Annotated in this window: 20 protein-coding genes; 10 read left to right on the top strand and 10 right to left on the bottom strand. The window is 72.3% G+C overall.

The features are described from left to right. Nucleotides 1-104 precede the first annotated feature (104 nt). Complete coding sequence (locus tag AC068A_RS05430) at nucleotides 105-1,424, bottom strand: exo-beta-N-acetylmuramidase NamZ family protein (protein ID WP_478581483.1); 1,320 nt, start codon at nucleotides 1,422-1,424, stop codon at nucleotides 105-107. A 150-nt stretch (nucleotides 1,425-1,574) separates the two neighbouring features. On the opposite strand from AC068A_RS05430, the gene AC068A_RS05435 reads away from it, so the two are divergent. The 3 genes from AC068A_RS05435 to AC068A_RS05445 all read left to right on the top strand — a co-directional run bounded on the left by AC068A_RS05435 (nucleotide 1,575) and on the right by AC068A_RS05445 (nucleotide 4,799). Continuing rightward, a complete protein-coding gene (locus AC068A_RS05435) occupies nucleotides 1,575-2,366 on the top strand; it encodes an SDR family oxidoreductase (protein WP_478581043.1) in 792 nt (263 codons plus the stop codon). Further along, nucleotides 2,363-4,117 (top strand): AMP-binding protein, encoded by a 1,755-nt coding sequence (locus AC068A_RS05440; protein ID WP_478581046.1) that lies wholly within the window; start codon nucleotides 2,363-2,365, stop codon nucleotides 4,115-4,117. Before AC068A_RS05435 ends, AC068A_RS05440 begins: the two co-directional genes overlap by 4 nt. 76 nt (nucleotides 4,118-4,193) lie before the next feature. Continuing rightward, the gene (locus AC068A_RS05445; protein WP_478581049.1) at nucleotides 4,194-4,799 is read left to right on the top strand and encodes a TetR/AcrR family transcriptional regulator; all 606 of its coding nucleotides are present in this window, start codon (nucleotides 4,194-4,196) and stop codon (nucleotides 4,797-4,799) included. A gap of 57 nt (nucleotides 4,800-4,856) precedes the next feature. Here the strand turns inward: AC068A_RS05445 and AC068A_RS05450 are convergent, their stop codons facing one another. The 7 genes from AC068A_RS05450 to AC068A_RS05480 form a co-directional block, all read right to left on the bottom strand. Beyond that, the gene (locus tag AC068A_RS05450; RefSeq protein ID WP_478581052.1) at nucleotides 4,857-6,077 is read right to left on the bottom strand and encodes an acyl-CoA dehydrogenase family protein; all 1,221 of its coding nucleotides are present in this window, start codon (nucleotides 6,075-6,077) and stop codon (nucleotides 4,857-4,859) included. Between the two features lie 11 nt (nucleotides 6,078-6,088). Further along, nucleotides 6,089-7,126, bottom strand: a complete 1,038-nt coding sequence (locus AC068A_RS05455; protein ID WP_478581055.1) for a phosphotransferase family protein — start codon at nucleotides 7,124-7,126, stop codon at nucleotides 6,089-6,091. A 169-nt stretch (nucleotides 7,127-7,295) separates the two neighbouring features. After that, nucleotides 7,296-8,207, bottom strand: coding sequence for an MBL fold metallo-hydrolase (locus AC068A_RS05460; RefSeq protein ID WP_478581057.1), 912 nt, complete (start codon nucleotides 8,205-8,207; stop codon nucleotides 7,296-7,298). 76 nt (nucleotides 8,208-8,283) lie between these two features. Beyond that, nucleotides 8,284-8,580 carry a hypothetical protein gene (locus AC068A_RS05465; RefSeq protein WP_478581060.1) on the bottom strand — a complete coding sequence of 99 codons (297 nt, stop codon included), beginning with the start codon at nucleotides 8,578-8,580 and terminating at the stop codon, nucleotides 8,284-8,286. An 83-nt stretch (nucleotides 8,581-8,663) separates the two neighbouring features. Beyond that, the gene (locus AC068A_RS05470; protein WP_478581063.1) at nucleotides 8,664-8,990 is read right to left on the bottom strand and encodes a DUF202 domain-containing protein; all 327 of its coding nucleotides are present in this window, start codon (nucleotides 8,988-8,990) and stop codon (nucleotides 8,664-8,666) included. Next, nucleotides 8,987-9,385, bottom strand: a complete 399-nt coding sequence (locus AC068A_RS05475; RefSeq protein WP_478581065.1) for a YidH family protein — start codon at nucleotides 9,383-9,385, stop codon at nucleotides 8,987-8,989. The genes AC068A_RS05470 and AC068A_RS05475 overlap by 4 nt, the downstream gene beginning before the upstream one ends. Nucleotides 9,386-9,404: 19 nt before the next feature. Then, nucleotides 9,405-9,935: an NUDIX hydrolase gene (locus AC068A_RS05480; RefSeq protein WP_478581067.1), complete on the bottom strand. Its 531-nt coding sequence runs from the start codon at nucleotides 9,933-9,935 to the stop codon at nucleotides 9,405-9,407. A 75-nt stretch (nucleotides 9,936-10,010) separates the two neighbouring features. Here AC068A_RS05480 and AC068A_RS05485 point away from each other — a divergent pair, with 75 nt between their 5' ends. Beyond that, the gene (locus AC068A_RS05485) at nucleotides 10,011-11,666 is read left to right on the top strand and encodes an FAD-binding dehydrogenase (protein WP_478581070.1); all 1,656 of its coding nucleotides are present in this window, start codon (nucleotides 10,011-10,013) and stop codon (nucleotides 11,664-11,666) included. 204 nt (nucleotides 11,667-11,870) lie between these two features. Here the strand turns inward: AC068A_RS05485 and AC068A_RS05490 are convergent, their stop codons facing one another. Further along, a complete protein-coding gene (locus tag AC068A_RS05490; RefSeq protein ID WP_478581072.1) occupies nucleotides 11,871-12,296 on the bottom strand; it encodes an ASCH domain-containing protein in 426 nt (141 codons plus the stop codon). A gap of 256 nt (nucleotides 12,297-12,552) precedes the next feature. Here AC068A_RS05490 and AC068A_RS05495 point away from each other — a divergent pair, with 256 nt between their 5' ends. The 3 genes from AC068A_RS05495 (at nucleotide 12,553) to AC068A_RS05505 (ending at nucleotide 16,882) form a co-directional block, all read left to right on the top strand. Then, entirely contained in the window at nucleotides 12,553-13,500 is a 948-nt protein-coding gene (locus AC068A_RS05495; RefSeq protein WP_478581075.1) for a hypothetical protein, read from the top strand. Nucleotides 13,501-13,661: 161 nt separating this feature from the next. Continuing rightward, on the top strand, nucleotides 13,662-15,215 hold the full coding sequence (locus AC068A_RS05500; RefSeq protein WP_478581078.1) for an APC family permease: 1,554 nt from the start codon (nucleotides 13,662-13,664) through the stop codon (nucleotides 15,213-15,215). 230 nt (nucleotides 15,216-15,445) lie between these two features. After that, nucleotides 15,446-16,882: an amino acid permease gene (locus AC068A_RS05505; protein ID WP_478581080.1), complete on the top strand. Its 1,437-nt coding sequence runs from the start codon at nucleotides 15,446-15,448 to the stop codon at nucleotides 16,880-16,882. Between the two features lie 96 nt (nucleotides 16,883-16,978). On the opposite strand, the gene AC068A_RS05510 is transcribed toward AC068A_RS05505, so the two are convergent. Beyond that, nucleotides 16,979-17,338 carry a zinc ribbon domain-containing protein YjdM gene (locus AC068A_RS05510; RefSeq protein WP_478581083.1) on the bottom strand — a complete coding sequence of 120 codons (360 nt, stop codon included), beginning with the start codon at nucleotides 17,336-17,338 and terminating at the stop codon, nucleotides 16,979-16,981. A 420-nt stretch (nucleotides 17,339-17,758) separates the two neighbouring features. Here AC068A_RS05510 and AC068A_RS05515 point away from each other — a divergent pair, with 420 nt between their 5' ends. The 3 genes from AC068A_RS05515 to AC068A_RS05525 are packed head-to-tail and all read left to right on the top strand — an operon-like array spanning nucleotide 17,759 to nucleotide 19,306. Continuing rightward, nucleotides 17,759-17,971, top strand: coding sequence for a hypothetical protein (locus AC068A_RS05515; RefSeq protein WP_363179395.1), 213 nt, complete (start codon nucleotides 17,759-17,761; stop codon nucleotides 17,969-17,971). After that, nucleotides 17,955-18,476: a DUF6879 family protein gene (locus AC068A_RS05520; protein ID WP_478581086.1), complete on the top strand. Its 522-nt coding sequence runs from the start codon at nucleotides 17,955-17,957 to the stop codon at nucleotides 18,474-18,476. Before AC068A_RS05515 ends, AC068A_RS05520 begins: the two co-directional genes overlap by 17 nt. Next, nucleotides 18,473-19,306, top strand: coding sequence for a helix-turn-helix domain-containing protein (locus tag AC068A_RS05525; RefSeq protein ID WP_478581089.1), 834 nt, complete (start codon nucleotides 18,473-18,475; stop codon nucleotides 19,304-19,306). Before AC068A_RS05520 ends, AC068A_RS05525 begins: the two co-directional genes overlap by 4 nt. The last annotated feature ends 50 nt before the right edge of the window (nucleotides 19,307-19,356 follow it).

Genomic DNA, 19,356 nt, shown 5'->3' on the forward strand with positions numbered 1-19,356 from the left:
GCCGTGCCGTGCCGTACAGCATCCTGCTGCGGCCCCCACCCGGCCAGACCCTTGCACCCGGCGGATGCAGCGGCTGACACACACAGCGCCTACGGATACAGGCCCTACGGATACAGCAGGTACTGCTCCCGCACCGCCGCGAACGCCGCCAGCCCCGCCGCCCAGTCCGCCGCGATCTCGTCCACCCCCGCGCCCGCCTCCACCAGCCGCCGGACCCGGTCAGAGCCGGTCAGCCGGTCGATCCAGTGGTCCGGCCGCCAGGCGAAGCCGCTCCACGCCCGGCGCGCCGTCACCAGCATCCCGATGCCCGCCCGGACCGGATCGAACGCCGCCCGGTCGTGGACGATCAGCCGGACCCCGCCGCACACCTTTCCCGCGTGCTTGGAGAACGTCGGCGTGAAGTACGCCTCCCGGAACCACACGCCCGGCAGCCCCAGCGCATCGGCGGCCTCCGCCCACCGCCGGTCGATGCCCTCCGCGCCCACCACCTCGAAGGGCGTGGCCGTCCCGCGTCCCTCGGACAGGTTGGTGCCCTCGAACAGGCAGGTGCCTGCGTACGCGAGCGCCGTGTCCGGGGTCGGCATGTTCGGGCTCGGCGGCACCCACGGCAGTCCGGTCCCGTCGAAGAAGGAGTCCCGCCGCCAGCCGGTCATCGGCACGGTCTGCAGCCTGACCGGCTTGGCCGCCAGGAACTCCCCGTTGAACAGCGCCGCCAGCTCGGCCGCCGTCATCCCGTGCGCGAGCGCGATCGGCTCCCGGCCCACGAAGCTCGCGTACGCCCGCTCCAGCACGGGCCCCGCGGCCCGCTGCCCGCCCACCGGGTTGGGCCGGTCCAGCACGACGACGGCCTTGCCCGCCAGTGCGGCCGCCTGCATGCAGTCGTACAGGGTCCAGATGTAGGTGTAGAAGCGCGCCCCCGCGTCCTGGATGTCGAAGACCACGGTGTCGACGCCGGCCGCCGTGAAGACGTCCGCCAGCTGCTGCCCGCTCTTGCCGTACGTGTCGTACACCGGCAGCCCCGTCGCCGGGTCCCGGCCGGCCCCCTCCGAGTCGCCCGCCTGCGCCGTCCCGCGGAACCCGTGCTCGGGCCCGAAGACCGCGACCAACCGGACCCGCGCATCGGCGTGCAGGACGTCGACCAGGTGGCGGGCATCGGCCGTGATGCCGGTGGGGTTGGTGACCACTCCGACCCGCTGCCCGTCGAGTACGGCGTACCCGTCCGCGGCCAGCACATCGAAGCCCGTCCGCACCCGGTCCGCCGCGCCCTCCGCATCCGAAGCGCTGCCTTCACCGCCCATCGCGGCCCCGGCAGCCGCTGCCGCCCCCCGTGCCCCGGCAGCTCCGAGCACCCCCGCGGCCCCCAGGGCACCGGCCGCGCCTGCCTTCCCCGCCAGTCCCAGCAGCCCCCGTCGCGACAGCGACAGCCTCAGCGTCATCCCGCCACGCTAGGCCCCGGCCCCCTTCCACCCCGACATACCGACCGGTTAGTCTGCCGGCGTCCCGGGGCTTCCGGGGCGTCCGGGCACCGCAGCACCCCGGTGCCCCGACTCCCGGTGTCCGACCGTCCAGGAAAGGTGATCCCCGTGAGCGCGAGCCCGAGCCCGAGCCCGTACCAGGACCAGCGAGTCGTCGTCACCGGCGCGGGCGGCGGCATCGGCGCCGCCCTCGCCCACCGCTTCGCCGCCGAGGGCGCCACCGTCGTCGTCAACGACCTCGACGCCGCCAAGGCCGCCTCCGTGGCCGGCGAGATCGGCGCCCGCGCGATCGCCCTCCCCGGCGACGCCTCGGCCGTCGCCGCCGAGGCCCGCGAGGCCCTCGGCGGGGAGGTCGACGTTTACTGCGCCAACGCGGGCCTCGCCTCGGGCGGCGACGCCTTCGCCGACGAGGCCGTGTGGGAGGCGGCCTGGGACACCAACGTCATGGCGCACGTCCGGGCCGCCCGCCTGCTGCTGCCGCACTGGCTGGAGCGCGGAAGCGGATGCTTCGTGTCCACCGTCTCGGCCGCAGGCCTGCTCACCATGATCGGAGCGGCGCCGTACAGTGTCACCAAGCACGGGGCGCTCGCCTTCGCGGAATGGCTCTCGCTGACCTACCGCCACCGCGGCATCCGGGTCCACGCCATCTGCCCGCAAGGGGTCCGCACCGACATGCTGACGGCCGCGGGCCCGGCGGGCGAACTCGTCCTCGCGCCGACCGCGATCGAGCCGGAAGCGGTGGCGGACGCACTGTTCGACGGCATGGAGAAGGGCCGGTTCTTGATCCTCCCGCACCCCGAGGTGGCGGACTTCCATATCGCGCGCGCCACCGACCCCGACCGCTGGCTGAACCGCATGAACCACCTCCAGCAGAAATGGGAGAGCAGGTGACCTCGGCGCCGCACCCGCCCCCGGCACTGCCCCCGTCCCCGTCCCCGGCCCCGTCCCCGTCCCCGGCCCCGGTCCCGTCCCCGGTCCCGGCCCCGGCCGGTCCTTCCCCGTACGCCGCCAAGCCGTGGCTGAAACTCCTCAGCCCGGCCCAGCGCGCCCCCGTGGACGCGCCGCCCAGCGTGCTGCACGCCTTCCGGGCCGCCGCCGCCCGCGCCCCCGGGCGGACCGCGCTCGCCTACTTCGACGGCCGCATCGACTACGCCCGGGCCGACGCGCTCTCCGACTCCGTCGCCGGGTACCTCGCGGCCCACGGCATCGGCCGCGGCGACCGGGTCGCCGTACTGCTCCAGAACACCCCGCACTTCGCGCTGGCCGTCCTCGCCGCCTGGAAGGCCGGGGCCGTCGTCGTCCCGCTCAACCCCATGTACAAGGAGGCCGAGGCCCGGCACATCCTGCGCGACTCCGGGGCCGCCGCGCTGATCTGCGACGACCGCGCCTGGCCGGCCCACCTGCGCGGCGCCGCCGCCGGGACGGCCGTACGGGCCACCCTGACCGCCTCCGAGCTGGACTTCCAGACCCGCGACGACGTACGCGTCCTGCTGCCCGGGCGGCAGCCGCAGGCCCCCGACGCCGCGGACTTCGCCACCGTGGCCCGCCAGGGCCACCCGGCCCCGCCCGACCCCGGGCACACCGCCGCCGACACCGCGCTCATCAGCTACACCTCCGGCACCAGCGGCACCCCCAAGGGGGCGATGAACCCGCACGGCGCCCTCACCCACAACGCCCGACGGCAGGTCAGCGGCCACCCGGTGGCCGAAGGCTCCGGCTACTTCGCCCTCGCGCCGCTCTTCCACATCACCGGCATGGTCTGCGAACTCGCCGCCTGCTTCCTCAACGCCGGCACCCTCGTCCTCGCCCACCGCTTCGACGCGGGCACCGTCCTCGACGCCTTCCTCGAGCACCGCCCCGCCTACACCATCGGCCCCGCCACCGCCTTCATCGCCCTGGCCGCACATCCCGCCGCCACCCCGGACCACTTCGCCTCGTTCCGGGTGGCCTCCTCCGGCGGAGCCCCGCTCCCGCCGGCCCTCGTCGCCCGGCTGCGCACCGCCTACGGCCTCCACCTGCGCAACGGATACGGCCTCACCGAGTCCACCGCCGCCGTCGCCTCCGTCCCCGTGCACCTCGAAGCCCCCGTCGACCCCGCCTCCGGCACCCTCGCCGTCGGCCTGCCCGGCGCCGACACCGCCGTCCGCATCCTCGACGACCGCGGCGCCGAGGCGCCCCTGGGCGAGACCGGGGAGATCGCCGTCCGCGGCCCGCAGATCGCGTCCGGCTACTGGGGCCTGCCGGAGCAGACCGCCCGCGCCTTTCCGGACGGCGAACTGCGCACCGGGGACGTCGGGTTCGTGGACCGGGACGGCTGGCTCTACGTCGTCGACCGCAAGAAGGACGTGATCAACGCCTCAGGCTTCAAGGTCTGGCCGCGCGAGGTCGAGGACGTCCTCTACACCCACCCCGCCGTCCGCGAGGCCGCCGTCGTCGGCGTCCCGGACCCGTACCGCGGGGAGACCGTGAAGGCGTACGTGAGCCTGCGCCCCGGCGCCACGGCCGGGCCGGCGGAACTGGCCGCCCACTGCGCGGCCCGCATGGCCGCGTACAAGTACCCGCGCCAGGTGGAGATCCTGCCCGCCCTGCCGAAGACGACGAGTGGCAAGATCCTGCGACGGGAACTGCGCGACCGCGGCTGAAAACAGCCGTACAGTCGGCCGCACCGGGCCACACCGGCCGTCCCCGGCCGCGGAACAGGAAGGGAAGGTCAGCGCCATGGCTGCCAGGACGACGGAGCCCGAGGGCACCCACGAGACCCCGGTGCCGCAGCGGCTGCTGGCCGTGGCCACGCGGCTCTTCGCGGAGCGTGGCTACGACCGCACCTCCGTCCAGGAGATCGTCGAGGCGGCCGGCGTCACCAAGGGCGCCCTCTACCACTACTTCGGCTCCAAGGACGACCTGCTGCACGAGGTGTACGCGCGGATGCTGCGCCTCCAGCAGCAGCGCCTGGACGCGGTGGCCGATTCCGACGCCCCCGTCGAGGAGCGGCTGCGCGCCGCCGCGGCCGACGTCGTGGTCACCACCATCGAGAACCTCGACGACGCGATGATCTTCTTCCGGTCGATGCACCAGCTCAGCCCGGAGAAGTACAAGCAGGTCCGGGCCGAGCGCCGCCGCTACCACGAACGCTTCCGCGCCCTGATCGAGGAGGGCCAGCGCACCGGCGTGTTCTCCACCGCCACCCCCGCCGACCTGGTGGTGGACTACCACTTCGGCTCCGTCCACCACCTGTCCACCTGGTACCGGGCGGACGGCCCGCTCACCCCGCAGCAGGTCGCCGACCACCTCGCCGACCTGCTGCTGCGCGCCCTCCGCCCGTAGGCAGGCGGCCGGCGCCGGCCTACGGGCCCACGGGCCCGCCGGCCTGCGGGCCCGCGGTCAGCGGTACCGCTTCAGCTCCCGGTGCGCCAGCGAGCGCTGGTGCACCTCGTCCGGCCCGTCCGCGAGCCGCAGCGTCCGCGCCGCCGCCCACAGCTCGGCCAGCGGGAAGTCCTGGCTCACCCCGCCCGCACCGTGCAACTGCACCGCGTCGTCCAGGATGCGCACCACCGCCCGCGGGGTGGCGATCTTGATGGCCTGGATCTCGGTGTGCGCCCCGCGGTTGCCGACCGTGTCCATCAGCCAGGCCGTCTTCAGCACCAGCAGCCGCAGCTGCTCCACCGTGACCCGGGCGTCCGCGATCCAGTTCTGCACGACGCCCTGTGCGGCCAGCTCCTTACCGAAGGCCGTACGCCCCACCGCGCGCCGGCACATCAGCTCGATCGCCCGCTCCGCCATGCCGATGAGCCGCATGCAGTGGTGGATCCGGCCGGGGCCCAGCCGGGCCTGGGCGATCGCGAAGCCCGAGCCCTCCTCGCCGATCAGGTTCGCGGCCGGCACCCGCGCCCCGTCGAAGACCACCTCGGCGTGCCCGCCGTGGTCGTGGTCCTCGTACCCGTACACGGTCATCGCCCGGCGGACCTCGACGCCCGGGGTGTCGCGCGGGACGAGGACCATCGACTGCTGGCGGCGCGGATCCGGCCCGTCCGGATCGGTCTTGCCCATCACGATGAACACCCGGCAGTCCGGGTTCATGGCGCCCGAGATGAACCACTTGCGCCCGGTGACCACGTACGCGTCCCCGCTCGCGGAGCGCTCGATCCGGGTCTCGATGTTGGTGGCGTCCGAGGAGGCCACCTCGGGCTCCGTCATCGCGAACGCGGACCGGATCTCCCCTTCCAGCAGCGGCTCCAGCCACTGCTTGCGCTGCTCCTCGCTGCCGAACTGGGCGAGCAGCTCCATGTTCCCGGTGTCCGGAGCGGCGCAGTTGGTCGCCGTCGGGGCCAGGTGCGGGCTGCGGCCGGTGATCTCGGCGAGCGGGGCGTACTGGAGGTTGGTCAGGCCGGCGCCGTAGCGCGCGTCGGGCAGGAAGAGGTTCCACAGGCCGCGGCGGCGCGCCTCGGCCTTCAGCTCTCCGAACACGGCCGGGGTGTCCCAGGGCGAGGCCAGCCGCGCGCGCTGCTCGGCGGCGACGGGCTCCGCCGGGTACACGTACTCCTCCATGAACGCGAGGAGCCGGGTCCGGAGTTCCTCGGTCCGGGCGTCGAATGCGAAGTCCATGGGTGCGTGCCTCAGCCTTCCTTGAGGGTGGTCAGACCGTGCTCGATGAAGACCGGGACGAGCTCGCCGATCCGGTCGAAGCCTTCGCCCACCGTCTGCCCGAGGGTCCAGCGGTAGTGGATGCCCTCGAGGATCACGGCGAGCTTGAACCAGGCGAAGGCCGTGTACCAGGCGATCGCCCCGGTGTCCCGGCCGGAGCGGGCGGCGTACCGCTCGATCAGCTCGGCCGGCGCGGGATGGCCGGGCGCGGCGCTGGTCGTACTGACGGGCGAGTCGGCGAGCCCCAGGTCGGAGCTGTACATCACCAGCAGCCCGAGGTCGGTCAGGGGGTCGCCGAGCGTGGACATCTCCCAGTCCAGCACCGCCCGGACGGTGTCCCCGGGCCCGCCGACCAGCACGTTGTCGAGCCGGTAGTCGCCGTGCACGACGGTGGCGGCGGGGGAGCGGGGCAGGGCGCGGCCGAGCGCCCCGTGCAGTTCGTCGATGCCGGCGAGGTTCCGGCCGCGGGAGGCCGCGAGCTGCTTGGCCCAGCGGCGCAGCTGCCGGTCCAGGAAGCCCTCGGGCCGGCCGAAGTCGCCGAGGCCGACCTCCTGCGGGTCCACCGCGTGCAGCTCGACCAGCGTGTCCACCAGGCCCAGGACCACCCGCCGGGTGCGCTCGGGCCCCAGCGCGGCCAGCTTCCCGGCGGTGCGGTACGGGACGCCGTCCACGAACTCCATGACGTAGAACGGCGCCCCGAGCACCGACTCGTCCTCGCACAGCAGGACGGGCTCGGGCACCGGGACGGCCGTGCCGTGCAGCGCCTCGATGACCCGGTGCTCGCGGCGCATGTCGTGCGCCGTGGCCAGGACGTGCCCGAGCGGCGGGCGGCGCACCACCCAGCGGGCGCTCCCGTCGGTGATCTCGTACGTGAGGTTCGACCGGCCGCCTTCGATCAGCCGGCCGTGCAGCGGCCCGGCCAGGAGCCCCGGGCGCACGCGGTCCAGATGGCCGCGCAGCCGCTCCAGGTCGAGGCCGCGGGGGTCGGCCGCGGCGGGCGCTGGGGTCATGGTGCACACCTCCGTACGGAAGTTGACGGTGACGGAGGCCTATCATGCCGACCAGTCGGTATGCCGTCCAGTGTGCGGGGCCCCGGACACCGGCCGGGCCCCCGCGCGGGTGCCGGGCCCCCGCGCGGGTGCCGGGCCCCCGGGCGGGTGCCGGGGACCGGGCCCGGACTCAGGCGTGGCAGAGGATGGGCTGCCCGCCGTTCATCACCGCCATGTCCCTCAGTACCGCCGCGATGTCCAGCGGCGCGCCCTCCGGCCCGCCCGCCAGCTCCGCGTACGCCCGGTGCAGGTTCGCCACCAGCCGCTCGCTCTCCCGCCAGGCCGCGAACTCCCCGAGGTCCGCCGCCTGCGCCACCTCCAGCGGGCTCAGCCCCTTCGCCCCGCCCTCCCGGGCGAGCTCGGCCACGTACCGCAGGTAGCGCTCGGTGGACTCGTACGCCGAGGGGTCGGTCAGCGGCCCGTGGCCCGGTACGACGGTCTCCGCGCCCAGGGAGCGCAGCAGCTCCAGCGCCCGCAGGGAGCCGGCCAGCGAGCCCATCGCCAGGAACGGGGTGCCCCCGGAGAAGATCAGGTCGCCGGTGAAGACGACCCGCTGCCGTGGCAGCCAGACGACGGAGTCCCCGGTCGTGTGCGCCACGCCCGGGTGGATGACCTGCACCTCCGTGGCGCCGAGGTGCAGGGTCATCCGGTCGTTGTACGTGAGGTCCGGCGGGGTGATCTCGATCGCGCCGAAGTCGGTCGCGGGCCAGATCATCTCCAGCTGGTGCCCGGCGGTGAGCTGCTCGGCGCGGGCGCTGTCGTGCCCGACGATCAGGGCCTCCGGGGCGAACACGCCGTTGCCGTAGGTGTGGTCGCCGTGGTGGTGGGTGTTGACGACGGTGCGCGGCAGCGGCACCCCGGCCGCGACGACCGCCTCGCGCAGGGCCAGCGCCCTCCGCTCGGTGGCGGCGGTGTCGACGAGCAGCGTCCGCCCGCCGTCGCTGACGAAGCCGGCGTTGTTGAGGCACCAGCCGCCGTCCGGCTGGATGTAGGCGTACACCCCGTCCGCGGACTGGACGACGTACGGCTTCTCGGCGGTCATCTGCGCTCTCCCCGGGTCGTGTGGCAGGTGATCGGCATCCTGCCAGCCGGGGTCGGCCCGGGGGAGCGGGGATGGGTCAGTGGTCGTCGTAGTGGTCGTCGTGCGCGGCGTGCCGGTGGCCGTCGTGCAGGTAGTCCACGTGGTCGCCGTGGCGGACGGAGTCGTGTCCGCAGCCCTCGCCGTGCGCGTGCTCGTGGCCCTTGTGCAGGATGTGGACGGTCGTCTCGCACTCGTCCCAGTGGCCGGCGTGTTCGCGGTGCAGGTGGCCGTCGTGGGCGTAGTCCACGTGGTCGCCGTGCGCGACCTCCGTGTGCCCGCAGCCGGGGCCGTGCGCGTGCTCGTGCGTGGGGTGTTCCTGGTGCAGGGTCGTCATGGCGCAGAGGCTAGTGCGCTACTTCCCGGTTTGCCCGTTGTGTACCGGGTGGCGTGGACAGGTCGCACGATCCGATGGGCAGCTCAGAGGATGACCGCCACCGCGAACACCGCCAGCGCCACCGCGCACGCCACCGCCGTCAGCGCGGCCCGCGGAGCGAGCGCCGGCGGCCGTGCCGCGGCCAGCTCCCGGATCCGCCGGTGCGCCAGCCACAGGAACAGCAGCCAGACCAGCGCGATCACCGCCGCCCCGGCCACCTCCGTCGAGCCGCCCGAGCCGTGCAGCGCCTGACGCAGCGCCAGCACCGCCACCACCGAGCACGTCAGCGTCGTACGCCGCCACGCCAGCCGGGTCCGCTCGGGCTGGAGCCCCGCGTCGCGTCCCTCCGCGGCAGCGGACGGGCCCGTCACCGCCCGTCCGTCCAGCCGAGCAGCACGACCAGCACCATCCCCGCCGCGACCAGCCCCACCCCCAGGCTCAGCAGCACCGGGAACCGGGACAGCGGCAGGTCCTCCCCGCGCCGCATCGCCCGCTCGCAATGCACCCAGTGGTTCACCGCCCGCAGCGCGCACGCGGCGCCCACCGCCAGCAGGGCGAGGGCCATCCCGACGCGCACGCCCCAGCGCAGGTCCGGCAGGAACTGGTCCACCGCGAAGCCGCCGCCCACCAGGGCGAGGGCGGTGCGGATCCAGGCCAGGAACGTGCGCTCGTTGGCCAGGGAGAACCGGTAGTCGGGCGTCTCGCCCTCGTCCCGCAGCCGCTGCGGCGCGAACCAGAGCCGGATGTCCTTGCCGAGGTCGATCACCCGGCCAATCTACGTCCCCCTACGCCCCGGCCGCCCGGAAGGCCCGCAGGCGCCGGTACGCCTCCAGTCCGTCCGGCACCCAGGGCCACTCGCCGCCGTCGACCCGGGCCGCCAGCTCCTCCTCGGACAGCCACGCGTGCCAGGCCACCTCGGACTCCTGCGGCCGCACCGGCAGCTCGCAGCGCACCTCGTGCACGTACGACCACCAGGCCCCGCCCGGCCCCTCGTACAGGAACTTGAACAGCGGCTCCGGCTGCGCCAGCCCGGACACCCCCAGTTCCTCCTCGGCCTCCCGCAGCGCGGCCGAGGCGTAGTCCTCGCCGGCGCCCAGCACCCCGCCCACGAACATGTCGCAGTGCGACGGGAACACCAGCTTCGACGCGGTCCGCCGGTGCACGAACACCCGCCCCGCCGCATCCCTGGCCAGCACGAACACGCACCGGTGGATCAGCCCGCGCGCGTACACCTCGCCCCGCGGCGCCTGCCCGGTCACCCGGTCCTCGCGGTCCACCACGTCCAGCACTTCATCGGCAGCACTCACAGGGTTCATCCAACCACCGCCATTGACGGGTTACCGCTCCGTAGCCAAGGATCTGCCCCACCAGCGACCGGAGGGCGACTTCGCATGACGTACGACGCAGACGTGATCGTGATCGGGGCCGGGCTCGCGGGCCTGGTCGCCACCGCCGAGCTCGTCGACGCGGGCCGCACGGTGCTCCTGCTCGACCAGGAGCCCGAGCAGTCCCTCGGCGGCCAGGCGTACTGGTCCTTCGGCGGCCTGTTCCTCGTCGACTCGCCCGAGCAGCGCCGGATGCGGATCAAGGACAGCCGTGCCCTCGCCCTCCAGGACTGGCTCGGCACCGCCGGCTTCGACCGCCCGGAGGACATCTGGCCCCGCCGCTGGGCGGAGGCGTACGTCGACTTCGCCGCCGGCGAGAAGCGGCCCTGGCTGCACGCCCGGGGCGTCCGCTTCTTCCCCGTGGTCGGCTGGGCCGAACGGGGCGGCTACGGGGCCCTCGGCCACGGGAACTCCGTACCCCGCTTCCACATCACCTGGGGCACCGGTCCCGGCCTGGTCGAACCCTTCGCCCGGCGGGTCCGCGCCGGGGCCGACCGAGGCCTGGTCCGGCTGAGGTTCCGCCACCGGGTCACCGGGCTGTCCCGGACGGCAGGCGCCCCGGACACCGTCACCGGCGAGATCCTGGAGCCGTCCGCCGCCGAACGGGGCACCGGCAGCAGCCGGAAGACCGTCGGCACCTTCTCGCTGCGCGCCCAGGCCGTGATCGTGGCCAGCGGCGGCATCGGCGGCAACCACGACCTCGTCCGCAAGCAGTGGCCCGCCCGGCTCGGCACCCCGCCGCAGCGGATGCTCTCCGGGGTCCCGGCGCACGTGGACGGGCTGATGCTCGGCATCGCCGAGGACGCCGGCGCCCGCCACATCAACAAGGACCGGATGTGGCACTACACCGAGGGCATCGAGAACTGGAACCCGATCTGGGCCCGCCACGGCATCCGCATCCTGCCCGGCCCCTCCTCGCTCTGGCTGGACGCCGCCGGCAGACGGCTGCCCGTACCCCTCTTCCCCGGCTTCGACACCCTCGGCACCCTCGACCACATCATGCAGACCGGCCACGACCACACCTGGTTCGTGCTCAACCGGCGCATCATCGGCAAGGAGTTCGGCCTGTCCGGCTCCGAGCAGAACCCCGACCTCACCGGCAAGTCCGTGCGCGACGTCATCGACCGCGCCCGGCAGGCGGTGCCGGCCCCGGTCCAGGCCTTCATGGACCGCGGCGCGGACTTCGTCGTCGAACGCGACCTGTCCGCGCTCGTCCGCGGCATGAACGCGGTCACGGGGGAGGACCTGCTCGACGAGGCCACCGTCCGGCGGGAGATCGAGGGCCGGGACCGGGAGATCGCCAACCCCTTCACCAAGGACCTCCAGGTCACCGCCATCCGCGGCGCCCGCAAGTACCTCGGCGACCGGCTCGTCCGCACCGCCGCCCCGCACCGGATCCTGGACCCCGCGGCCGGCCCGCTGATCGCCGTACGGCTGTCCATCCTGACCCGCAAGTCCCTCGGCGGCCTGGAGACCGACCTGTCCTCGCGGGTGCTCACCGAGTCCGGCGATCCGCTGCCCGGCCTGTACGCCGCCGGCGAGGCGGCCGGGTTCGGGGGCGGCGGGGTGCACGGCTACCGCGCACTGGAGGGCACCTTCCTCGGCGGCTGCATCTTCTCGGGCCGCGCGGCGGGCCGGGCCGCGGCGGCGGCGGTGGGCTGAGCCCAGGCGCTCCGCGGGAAGGGTGATGGGCCGGTGGTCGCCTGCGGGCCCGTTGTGGCCGGTCGCCGCAGTTCCCCGCGCCCCTTCGGGGCGCTGCCGAACCGCAGCCGACTTCGCCACGGCCGCTTGGCCGGCCGTCACACGGGCAGGCCGAGTGGAGCCCGCCCGCGGACAGGGCGGCCCGAGCGGCGGCCCGTACGCGTTTCAGCCGATCCGCTCGACGACCCGGAACCGCTCCGCGATCACCAGGGTGTCGTCGTCGACCGTGTAGTCCGGATCGCCGAGCGCCTCCCGCACCGGATCGCTGTGCCAGAACGCCTCGTGCGAGGCACGCCATTCGGCCACGGACGCGTACCCCTCGCCCTCGTCCAGCGCGTGCCGGAGGTCCACGTCGGCGAGCCGCACCACCCGGACCTCCGTGACCTCCACCACCGCCACCGCCCGCTCGTCCGAGTCCACGAGCACGCTCCGGTCGCCCGGCTCGGGCAGCGGCTCGCCCTCGGCCTCGTACTCCGGCAGCAGGCCGGTCGTGGAGGTCTTCGCGCCGCTCAGCACGGCCGCCACCAGCGCGTCGCGCAGCGGCCCGGGGAAGCCCAGCAGACAAGGAGGAAGGTCTTCGTACGCCGTCATGGGCCCACCCTACGGCCCGCCCCGGCACCCGCCCCGAACCGGAATCGGAACCTCAACTCTGCGCCAGTCAGGACCAGTTGAAACGCGCCACGCAGTGGACTGGACCTTGACTCGGAGCTGTGCGTACCGGTTTGCTGTGCGTGATCATCCCGTGTCGCGCCCGAAGTCCCGCTCGTGCGCGCCGTCATTCCCGTCGTTCCCGTCGTACGTGCCGAACCGTCCGCCCGCGCCCGTGTTCCTGGAGGGAAAACCGCGGATGTCCCCGCCTCCGCCGCCCCTCGGCCGCGCCCGCAAGCGGGAGGCCCAGCTCTTCGACCCGGCCCTGTGCGACACCGAACTCGTGGACGTCCGCACCCAGTTCACCCAGGGACGGTGGGCCAGGGCCCGAGCCCTCCTGGCCGGCACGGGGGACGACTGGGACCGCCGCGGCCACCGCATCGTCGTCCTCGCCGAGACCCCGGCCGCGACCGCCTGGGCCGGGGAATGGCTGCTCGCCGAACCCGACAGCGCCGACGCCGCCACCCTCCTCGCCTGCGCCGCCGTCTTCAACGCGCTCCGCCGCAAGGGCACACCGGAGGCGGCCGAGGAGGCCTGCCACCGGGCCGCCGCACTGCTGCCCGCCGACCCCACCCCCTGGCTCGGCCTGCTCATGCTGTCCCGCGCCTTCGGCTCCCAGGAGGAGTTCAGCCGCCACTTCGACCAGGTCCGGGCCCGGCACCGGGAGCACCACCACGCCCACCACCTGATGGTCGCCCGCCTCGCCGAGCACGCCCCCGCCTCCGGCCAGGACCCGCTCCACGAGGTCTACGACTTCGCCGCCTGGGCCGCCGAGGAGTCCCCGGCCGACTCCCCGCTCGCCGTCCTCCCCGTCATCGCGCACGCCGAGCGCTACCGGGTCCTCGCCGCCGCCCACGGCCGCACCCCCGACGGCGCCGCCGCCCACTGGTCCAGCCGCCGCGCCCGCCAGGTGCTGCGCGCCGCCTTCGACTGGTGGCTGGAGTGGGAGCGCGAGGACCACCCCCGCAACCGGGTCGACCTCAACTTCCTCGCCCACGCCAAGCTGTGCGAGGGCCGCCCCGCCGAGGCCGCCGCCCTCTTCCACCGGATCGGCAGCCACGCCACCCGGGCTCCCTGGTCCTATCCCGACCTCGACCCCCGCAAGGCGTTCCTCGCCGCCCGCAACGCCGCGCTCGGCACCGCTTGACGGCGAGCCGCCGGCGCACGCCACCGCTCAGCGCGCCACCTGCACCACCCTGCACCACCGCTCACGGCCCACGGCTCCACCGGGCCCGGGCCGGCCCCCCCGACCGGCCCGCGGCCGCACTCCCGCACCGCTCGACCTTCCTTCCCCCGAAAGGACACCCCATGGCGACGGGCAGATCCACCACGCTCGGCACCCCGCCCGGCACCGCCGAGATCCGCACGTACAAGGGCCAGGAGCGGGCCCTGCGCGCCGACCGCCTCGGCACCGCCGGCCTGCTGCTCTCCGTACTGGCCGCCAGCGCCCCCCTGATGGTGGTCGCCGGTGTGATGCCCACCACCTTCGGCGTGATGGGCATCGTCGGACAGCCCCTGCTGTTCGTCATCCTCGGCATCGTGCTCGCCCTCTTCGGCGTCGGCTACGCCGAGATGAGCCGCCACGTCCACAACGCCGGCGCCTTCTACGCGTACATCGCCCGCGGCCTCGGCCCCACCGCCGGCGCGGGCGCCTCGCTCGTCGCCCTCGTCGCGTACAGCGCCATGCAGGTCGGCGTCTACGGCATCCTCGGCTTCGAGATTTCCGGCCTCTTCTCCACCTACCTGAAGACCGACCTCGCCTGGTGGATACCCGCCCTGGCCGCCGTCGCCGTCACCGGCGCGCTCGGCTGGCTCAAGATCGACCTGAACGCGCGGGTCCTCGGCGTCCTGCTCCTCATCGAATGCGCCCTGGTCATCGTCTTCGACGCGGCCGCCCTCGCCGCCCCCGGACCGCAGGGCCTGTCCCTGCACGCCTTCAACCCCGCCACCCTCGGCGGCGCCGGCCTCGGCACGGCCCTGTGCTTCTGCATCGCCGCGTTCGTCGGCTTCGAGCAGTCCCCGGTCTACGCCGAGGAGACCAGCAAGCCGCACATCGTGGTCTCCCGCGTGATGTTCCTCGCAGTCGGCTTCGTCGCCCTCTTCTTCGCGCTCAGCGCCTGGGCCCTCACCGTCGCCACCGGGCCCGCCGAGGTCGTGAAGACCGCCGCGGAGGCCGGCCCCGGACTGCTCTTCCAGCTCACCGGGGAACGCCTCGGCGCCACCTTCACCGATGCCCTGCACGTCCTGTTCGTGACCGGCATGTTCGCGGCGATGCTCAGCTTCCACAACGTCGTCGCCCGCTACGCCTTCGCCATGGGCCGCGAGGGCCTCCTCCCGGCCGCCTTCGGCCGCACCAACGCCGGCACCGGAGCCCCCGCCACCGGCTCCCTGCTGCAGACCGCCGTCGCGACCGCCGTCGTCCTCGCCTTCGCCGTCGCCGACGACAAGCCGAACGGCGACCCCACGGTGCCCGTCCTGCACCTGTTCACCTGGATGGGCAGCGTCGGCGCCCTCGGCGTGACACTTCTCATGGCCACGGCCTCCGTCGCCGTCATCGCCTTCTTCGTCCGCCGCGGCACCGCCGCCGCCCAGCTGTGGCGGCTCCTCGCGGCCGGAGCCGCCGGGCTCGCCCTCCTCGGCATCGCCGCGTACACCGTGAAGGACTTCGGGGTCCTGGTCGGCGCCGGCAAGGGCTCCGCGCTCAGCTGGGTGCTGCCCGGCATCATCGGTGCCGCAGCCGTGGGCGGCCTGCTGTACGGGCTGGTGCTGCGCAGCCGGAAGCCAGAGGTGCACGCCCGGATCGGCCTGGGCAACGAGGCGTTCAGGCTCGACCAGGCCGCGGAGGCCGCCCCGCGCGACTGACCGCCGGCGGCCGGCCGCCGCCCTCGCTTTCACCCCGTACGAGGCCCCCGACACCCGTTTCCAAGGTCGTCGGGGGCCTTCGTGCACAGGGCCGGGTTTTGGCCATCGCCGGGGCTCATGGTCTCCTATGGCGACAAAAACCACCGGAACCCCGCACAGGTGACACCACCCAGCTCCCCTGAACGGCGTCCCGGACCTGCCTGTCCCACCCACGAAGGCGAAGTCCCCCCATGAGTGACCGCACCTTGACCGAGGCCCCCGCCCCGGTCACCGCCTCCCACGTCGACGCAGGTGACGAGGGCTACAGCAAGGACCTCAAGTCCCGCCACATCAACATGATCGCCATCGGCGGGGCGATAGGCACCGGCCTCTTCCTCGGCGCCGGCGGCCGGCTCGCCGGCGCGGGCCCCTCCCTCGCGATCGCGTACGCGGTGTGCGGCATCTTCGCCTTCTTCGTCGTACGGGCTCTCGGCGAGCTCGTCCTCTACCGCCCCTCCTCCGGCGCGTTCGTCTCGTACGCGCGCGAGTTCATGGGTGAGAAGGGCGCCTACACGGCCGGCTGGCTGTACTTCCTGAACTGGTCCACGACCACTGTGGCCGACATCACGGCCGCCGCCACCTACGCGCACTTCTGGTCGATGTTCACCAGCATCCCGCAGTGGGTCCTGGCCCTGATCGCCCTCGCCGTGGTCCTCGCCGCGAACCTGATCTCGGTGAAGTACTTCGGCGAGATGGAGTTCTGGTTCTCCCTGGTCAAGGTCGCCGCCCTGGCGATCTTCCTGGTCGTCGCGATCTACCTGGTCGCCACCAGCCACGACATCGGCGGCCACACCCCGGGCCTGTCCACCATCACCGACAACGGCGGCATCTTCCCGTCCGGTGTCCTGCCGATGCTCCTGGTGGTCCAGGGTGTCGTCTTCGCCTACGCCTCCGTCGAGCTGTGCGGCGTCGCCGCCGGCGAGACCGAGAACCCCGAGAAGATCATGCCGAAGGCGATCAACTCGATCATGTGGCGCGTCGGCCTCTTCTACGTCGGCTCGGTCGTCCTGCTGGCGATGCTCCTGCCGTACACCGCGTACTCCTCCGACCAGAGCCCCTTCGTCACCGTCTTCGACAAGCTCGGCATCCCCGGCACCGCCGGCATCATGAACCTCGTCGTGCTGACCGCGGCCCTCTCCAGCCTGAACTCCGGCCTGTACTCCACCGGCCGCATCCTGCGCTCGATGGCCATGGCCGGCTCCGCCCCGAAGTTCACCGCCCGCATGAACAAGGGCAAGGTCCCCTACGGCGGCGTCCTGTTCACCGCCGCCTTCGGCCTCGCCGGCGTCGGCCTCAACTACCTGATGCCGAAGGACGCCTTCGAGCTCGTCCTGAACTTCGCCTCGCTCGGCATCCTCGGCACCTGGGCGATGGTCATGATCTGCTCGCTGTTCTTCTGGCGCCGCTCGAAGCAGGGCCTGGTCGAGCGCCCCGCCTACCAGCTGCCCTGGGCCCCGTACACCCAGATCATCACCCTGGTCTTCCTCTTCTCGGTGCTGGTCCTGATGTGGTGCGACGGCGGCGTGGGCCGCACCACCGTCCTGTGCGTCCCGGTCATCGCCGCCCTGTTCGTCGGCGGCTGGTACCTGGTCCGCCGCCGCGTGGCGGAGATCGCCGCCCGCGGCTGACGCCCTGAACGGCCCTGAACCACGAAGGACCCCCCGCCGCCCGGCGGGGGGTCCTTCGTCGTTCCACGGGCTCCACGGCCCCTGCGACGGCCCGGATCAGGCCTTCTTCACCACGCTGGACTTCAGCTGCATGGCCCCGAAGCCCTCGATCCGGCAGTCGATGTCGTGGCCGTCGACGCCGTCCACGAGGCGGATGTTGCGCACCTTGGTGCCGGCCTTGATCCCCGAGGCGCTGCCCTTCACCTTGAGCGCCTTGACGACGGTGACGGTGTCGCCGTCCTGCAGGATGTTGCCGACGGAGTCCCGGACGACCCGCTCGCCGGCCGTGTCCGCGTCAGGAGCCCCGTCCTCGGCGGGGATCCACTCGTGGCCGCACTCGGGGCAGACCACGAGCGCGTTCATCTCATAGGTGTACGCACAGGAGCATTTCGGGCAAGGGGGGAGATTTTCGATCACACCCCCAGGGTAGCTCCCGCTCCGGCCGCGCCACCCGCCAGGGGAGCCGGGAAAAGCAGAGAACCCCACGTGAAGTGGGGTTCTCAGTGGTGTCCGAGGGGGGACTTGAACCCTCCACTCGGGCACCAGCTTCTTAGTTCGCTGACCTGCATAAACACCCCCGTGGAGGGCATCCAGGGCCAGCCACGGTTGGTCACCCTCACCTGCTGTTTCTCGGTGTTTCGAACCGCTGTTGGTCATGCGTTGGTCACGTTGCCAACCGGTCCGGTCCTAGTGCTTCGGAGCGCGCTCATCCCGGTCCAGCAAGATCGTCTATTCCGGAACAGGAATAGTCCGGAGTCGGCATAGACGTGGGGCGATGGGGCTCCGTAGCGTCGTCTCAGGCGGTCCCAAGCGGGGACCGGAGGCGAGGGGGCAACCATGGCGCGAGACGGACTGACCCGACTCACCGGCAAGGTCAACGGGCCCAACTGTGACGACGACGATTGCCCGAACGTCTACCGGCACGAGGGGCGCGGCTCCATCGTCGTGCAGGGTGATGTCTTCAACGGCTTCACTGTGCCGGAGGGGGAAGGTCTCGTGGAGATCCCCGAGCACGTCTTGAGGGAGGCTGTCCGTGCACTTGGATGGTGACGCGTGGCGGAAGGCTTTCGACTCCTTCACGCAAGATGCGTGGCGGTTTGAGGCTCAACCCACCTACACCATGCCTCGGGAGGCGGAGAACGTTGCCCGATTCCTCAGAGGCGAATGCAAGCCGGTTGACCACAACACTCGTTGGCATGAGCGGGTGCGCAGCTACCTGTCATCTGGGCGGCGGATAGGTCGGGTGCGCATCGTCCGGCAACCGCTCACCGACTATCAGCGCTATCAGTTCGCGTGGGGCATTCCTGGCAACATCGAGGCCGGAGAGGATATTCGTATCCTCGACGTGACAAGCCACGACTTCGGATTGCCGCTGGGCGAAGTTGACTGGTGGATGTTCGATGATGCGCGCATTGTCCATCTGAACTTTCGCCCGGACGGAACTCAGATCGACCGCGAAACATTCGAGGGTGACATCGCGCCGTACCGAGAGTGGAAGCGCATTGCGCTTGCGGCGTCCGTGCCATTCGCGGAGTACGTGAAAGAACATAGGTGACGTTCGAGCCTGAGCAGCTAGGGCAGTCCAAGACTGATCTAGCAGAGAAGCTGAGAGAGCTACGCAAGTCAGCCGGTCTCACAGGAGACCGGCTGGCCAAGCGTTGCAACATGTCTCAGTCGCAGATTAGTAAGTTTGAGACAGGGAAGAAGACCCCCAAGCTTATCGACGTGGAGCGCATCCTTCGAGCGCTTGATGCCCCGCCTGAGCTGATTACTGAAATAACGGCCCTGGCGAGGATCGCTAACACTGAGTGGCAGGACAAGCGCTCCTCGTGGCGCAGAGGCTTGGAGAAGCGGCAGGCCGAGCTGGCCGCGCTGGAGGCCGAGGCAACTGCCCTCCGATACTTTCTACCCGCCATGGTCACAGGTCTGCTGGCAACTCCGGAGTACGTACGAGCCAGCTTGAGCAATGCTCCCGGTGACAAATCCAAGACGGTGGCGCGCAAGCTGGAAAGGCAAGCAGTTCTCTACGACACATCAAAGTCCTTCACGTTCCTGCTCACCGAGCAAGCCGTGAGATGGGCGATTGTGCCGCCTCCGGCCATGGCCGTGCAGATTGACCGGCTCGCCTCACTTTCTCACTTGCCAAACGTACGTGTGGGCGTGATTCCGCTCGGTGTCCAGATATCACGTGGCCCGATGAACACCTTTACGATCTATGACGATCGACTGGCTACCGTGGAGAATTTCACCGGGCGCATGGTGTTTCAGGACTCTCGCGACGTTGCTGAGCATCTTGCCGTGTTCGCCACCTTTGAGCGTCACGCCTTGTTTGGGCAGATGGCGCGGCAGCGGCTATCCGAATGGGCTGAGCTCTACAGAACTTGATTTTTATGCCGCAACGGGAATGTGGCTAGCGGCATCGCCAGCGCACCGGA

The organism is Streptomyces sp. NPDC043854 (genome assembly GCF_056436005.1).

What these genes read in the sequence shown, in the direction of transcription:
- AC068A_RS05445 (WP_478581049.1), top strand. Translation starts at nt 4,194, where the DNA reads ATGGCTGCCAGGACGACGGAGCCCGAGGGCACCCACGAGACCCCGGTG.
- AC068A_RS05450 (WP_478581052.1), bottom strand. Translation starts at nt 6,077, where the DNA reads ATGGACTTCGCATTCGACGCCCGGACCGAGGAACTCCGGACCCGGCTC.
- AC068A_RS05455 (WP_478581055.1), bottom strand. Translation starts at nt 7,126, where the DNA reads ATGACCCCAGCGCCCGCCGCGGCCGACCCCCGCGGCCTCGACCTGGAG.
- AC068A_RS05460 (WP_478581057.1), bottom strand. Translation starts at nt 8,207, where the DNA reads ATGACCGCCGAGAAGCCGTACGTCGTCCAGTCCGCGGACGGGGTGTAC.
- AC068A_RS05465 (WP_478581060.1), bottom strand. Translation starts at nt 8,580, where the DNA reads ATGACGACCCTGCACCAGGAACACCCCACGCACGAGCACGCGCACGGC.
- AC068A_RS05480 (WP_478581067.1), bottom strand. Translation starts at nt 9,935, where the DNA reads ATGAACCCTGTGAGTGCTGCCGATGAAGTGCTGGACGTGGTGGACCGC.
- AC068A_RS05485 (WP_478581070.1), top strand. Translation starts at nt 10,011, where the DNA reads ATGACGTACGACGCAGACGTGATCGTGATCGGGGCCGGGCTCGCGGGC.
- AC068A_RS05490 (WP_478581072.1), bottom strand. Translation starts at nt 12,296, where the DNA reads ATGACGGCGTACGAAGACCTTCCTCCTTGTCTGCTGGGCTTCCCCGGG.
- AC068A_RS05495 (WP_478581075.1), top strand. Translation starts at nt 12,553, where the DNA reads ATGTCCCCGCCTCCGCCGCCCCTCGGCCGCGCCCGCAAGCGGGAGGCC.
- AC068A_RS05500 (WP_478581078.1), top strand. Translation starts at nt 13,662, where the DNA reads ATGGCGACGGGCAGATCCACCACGCTCGGCACCCCGCCCGGCACCGCC.
- AC068A_RS05505 (WP_478581080.1), top strand. Translation starts at nt 15,446, where the DNA reads ATGAGTGACCGCACCTTGACCGAGGCCCCCGCCCCGGTCACCGCCTCC.
- AC068A_RS05515 (WP_363179395.1), top strand. Translation starts at nt 17,759, where the DNA reads ATGGCGCGAGACGGACTGACCCGACTCACCGGCAAGGTCAACGGGCCC.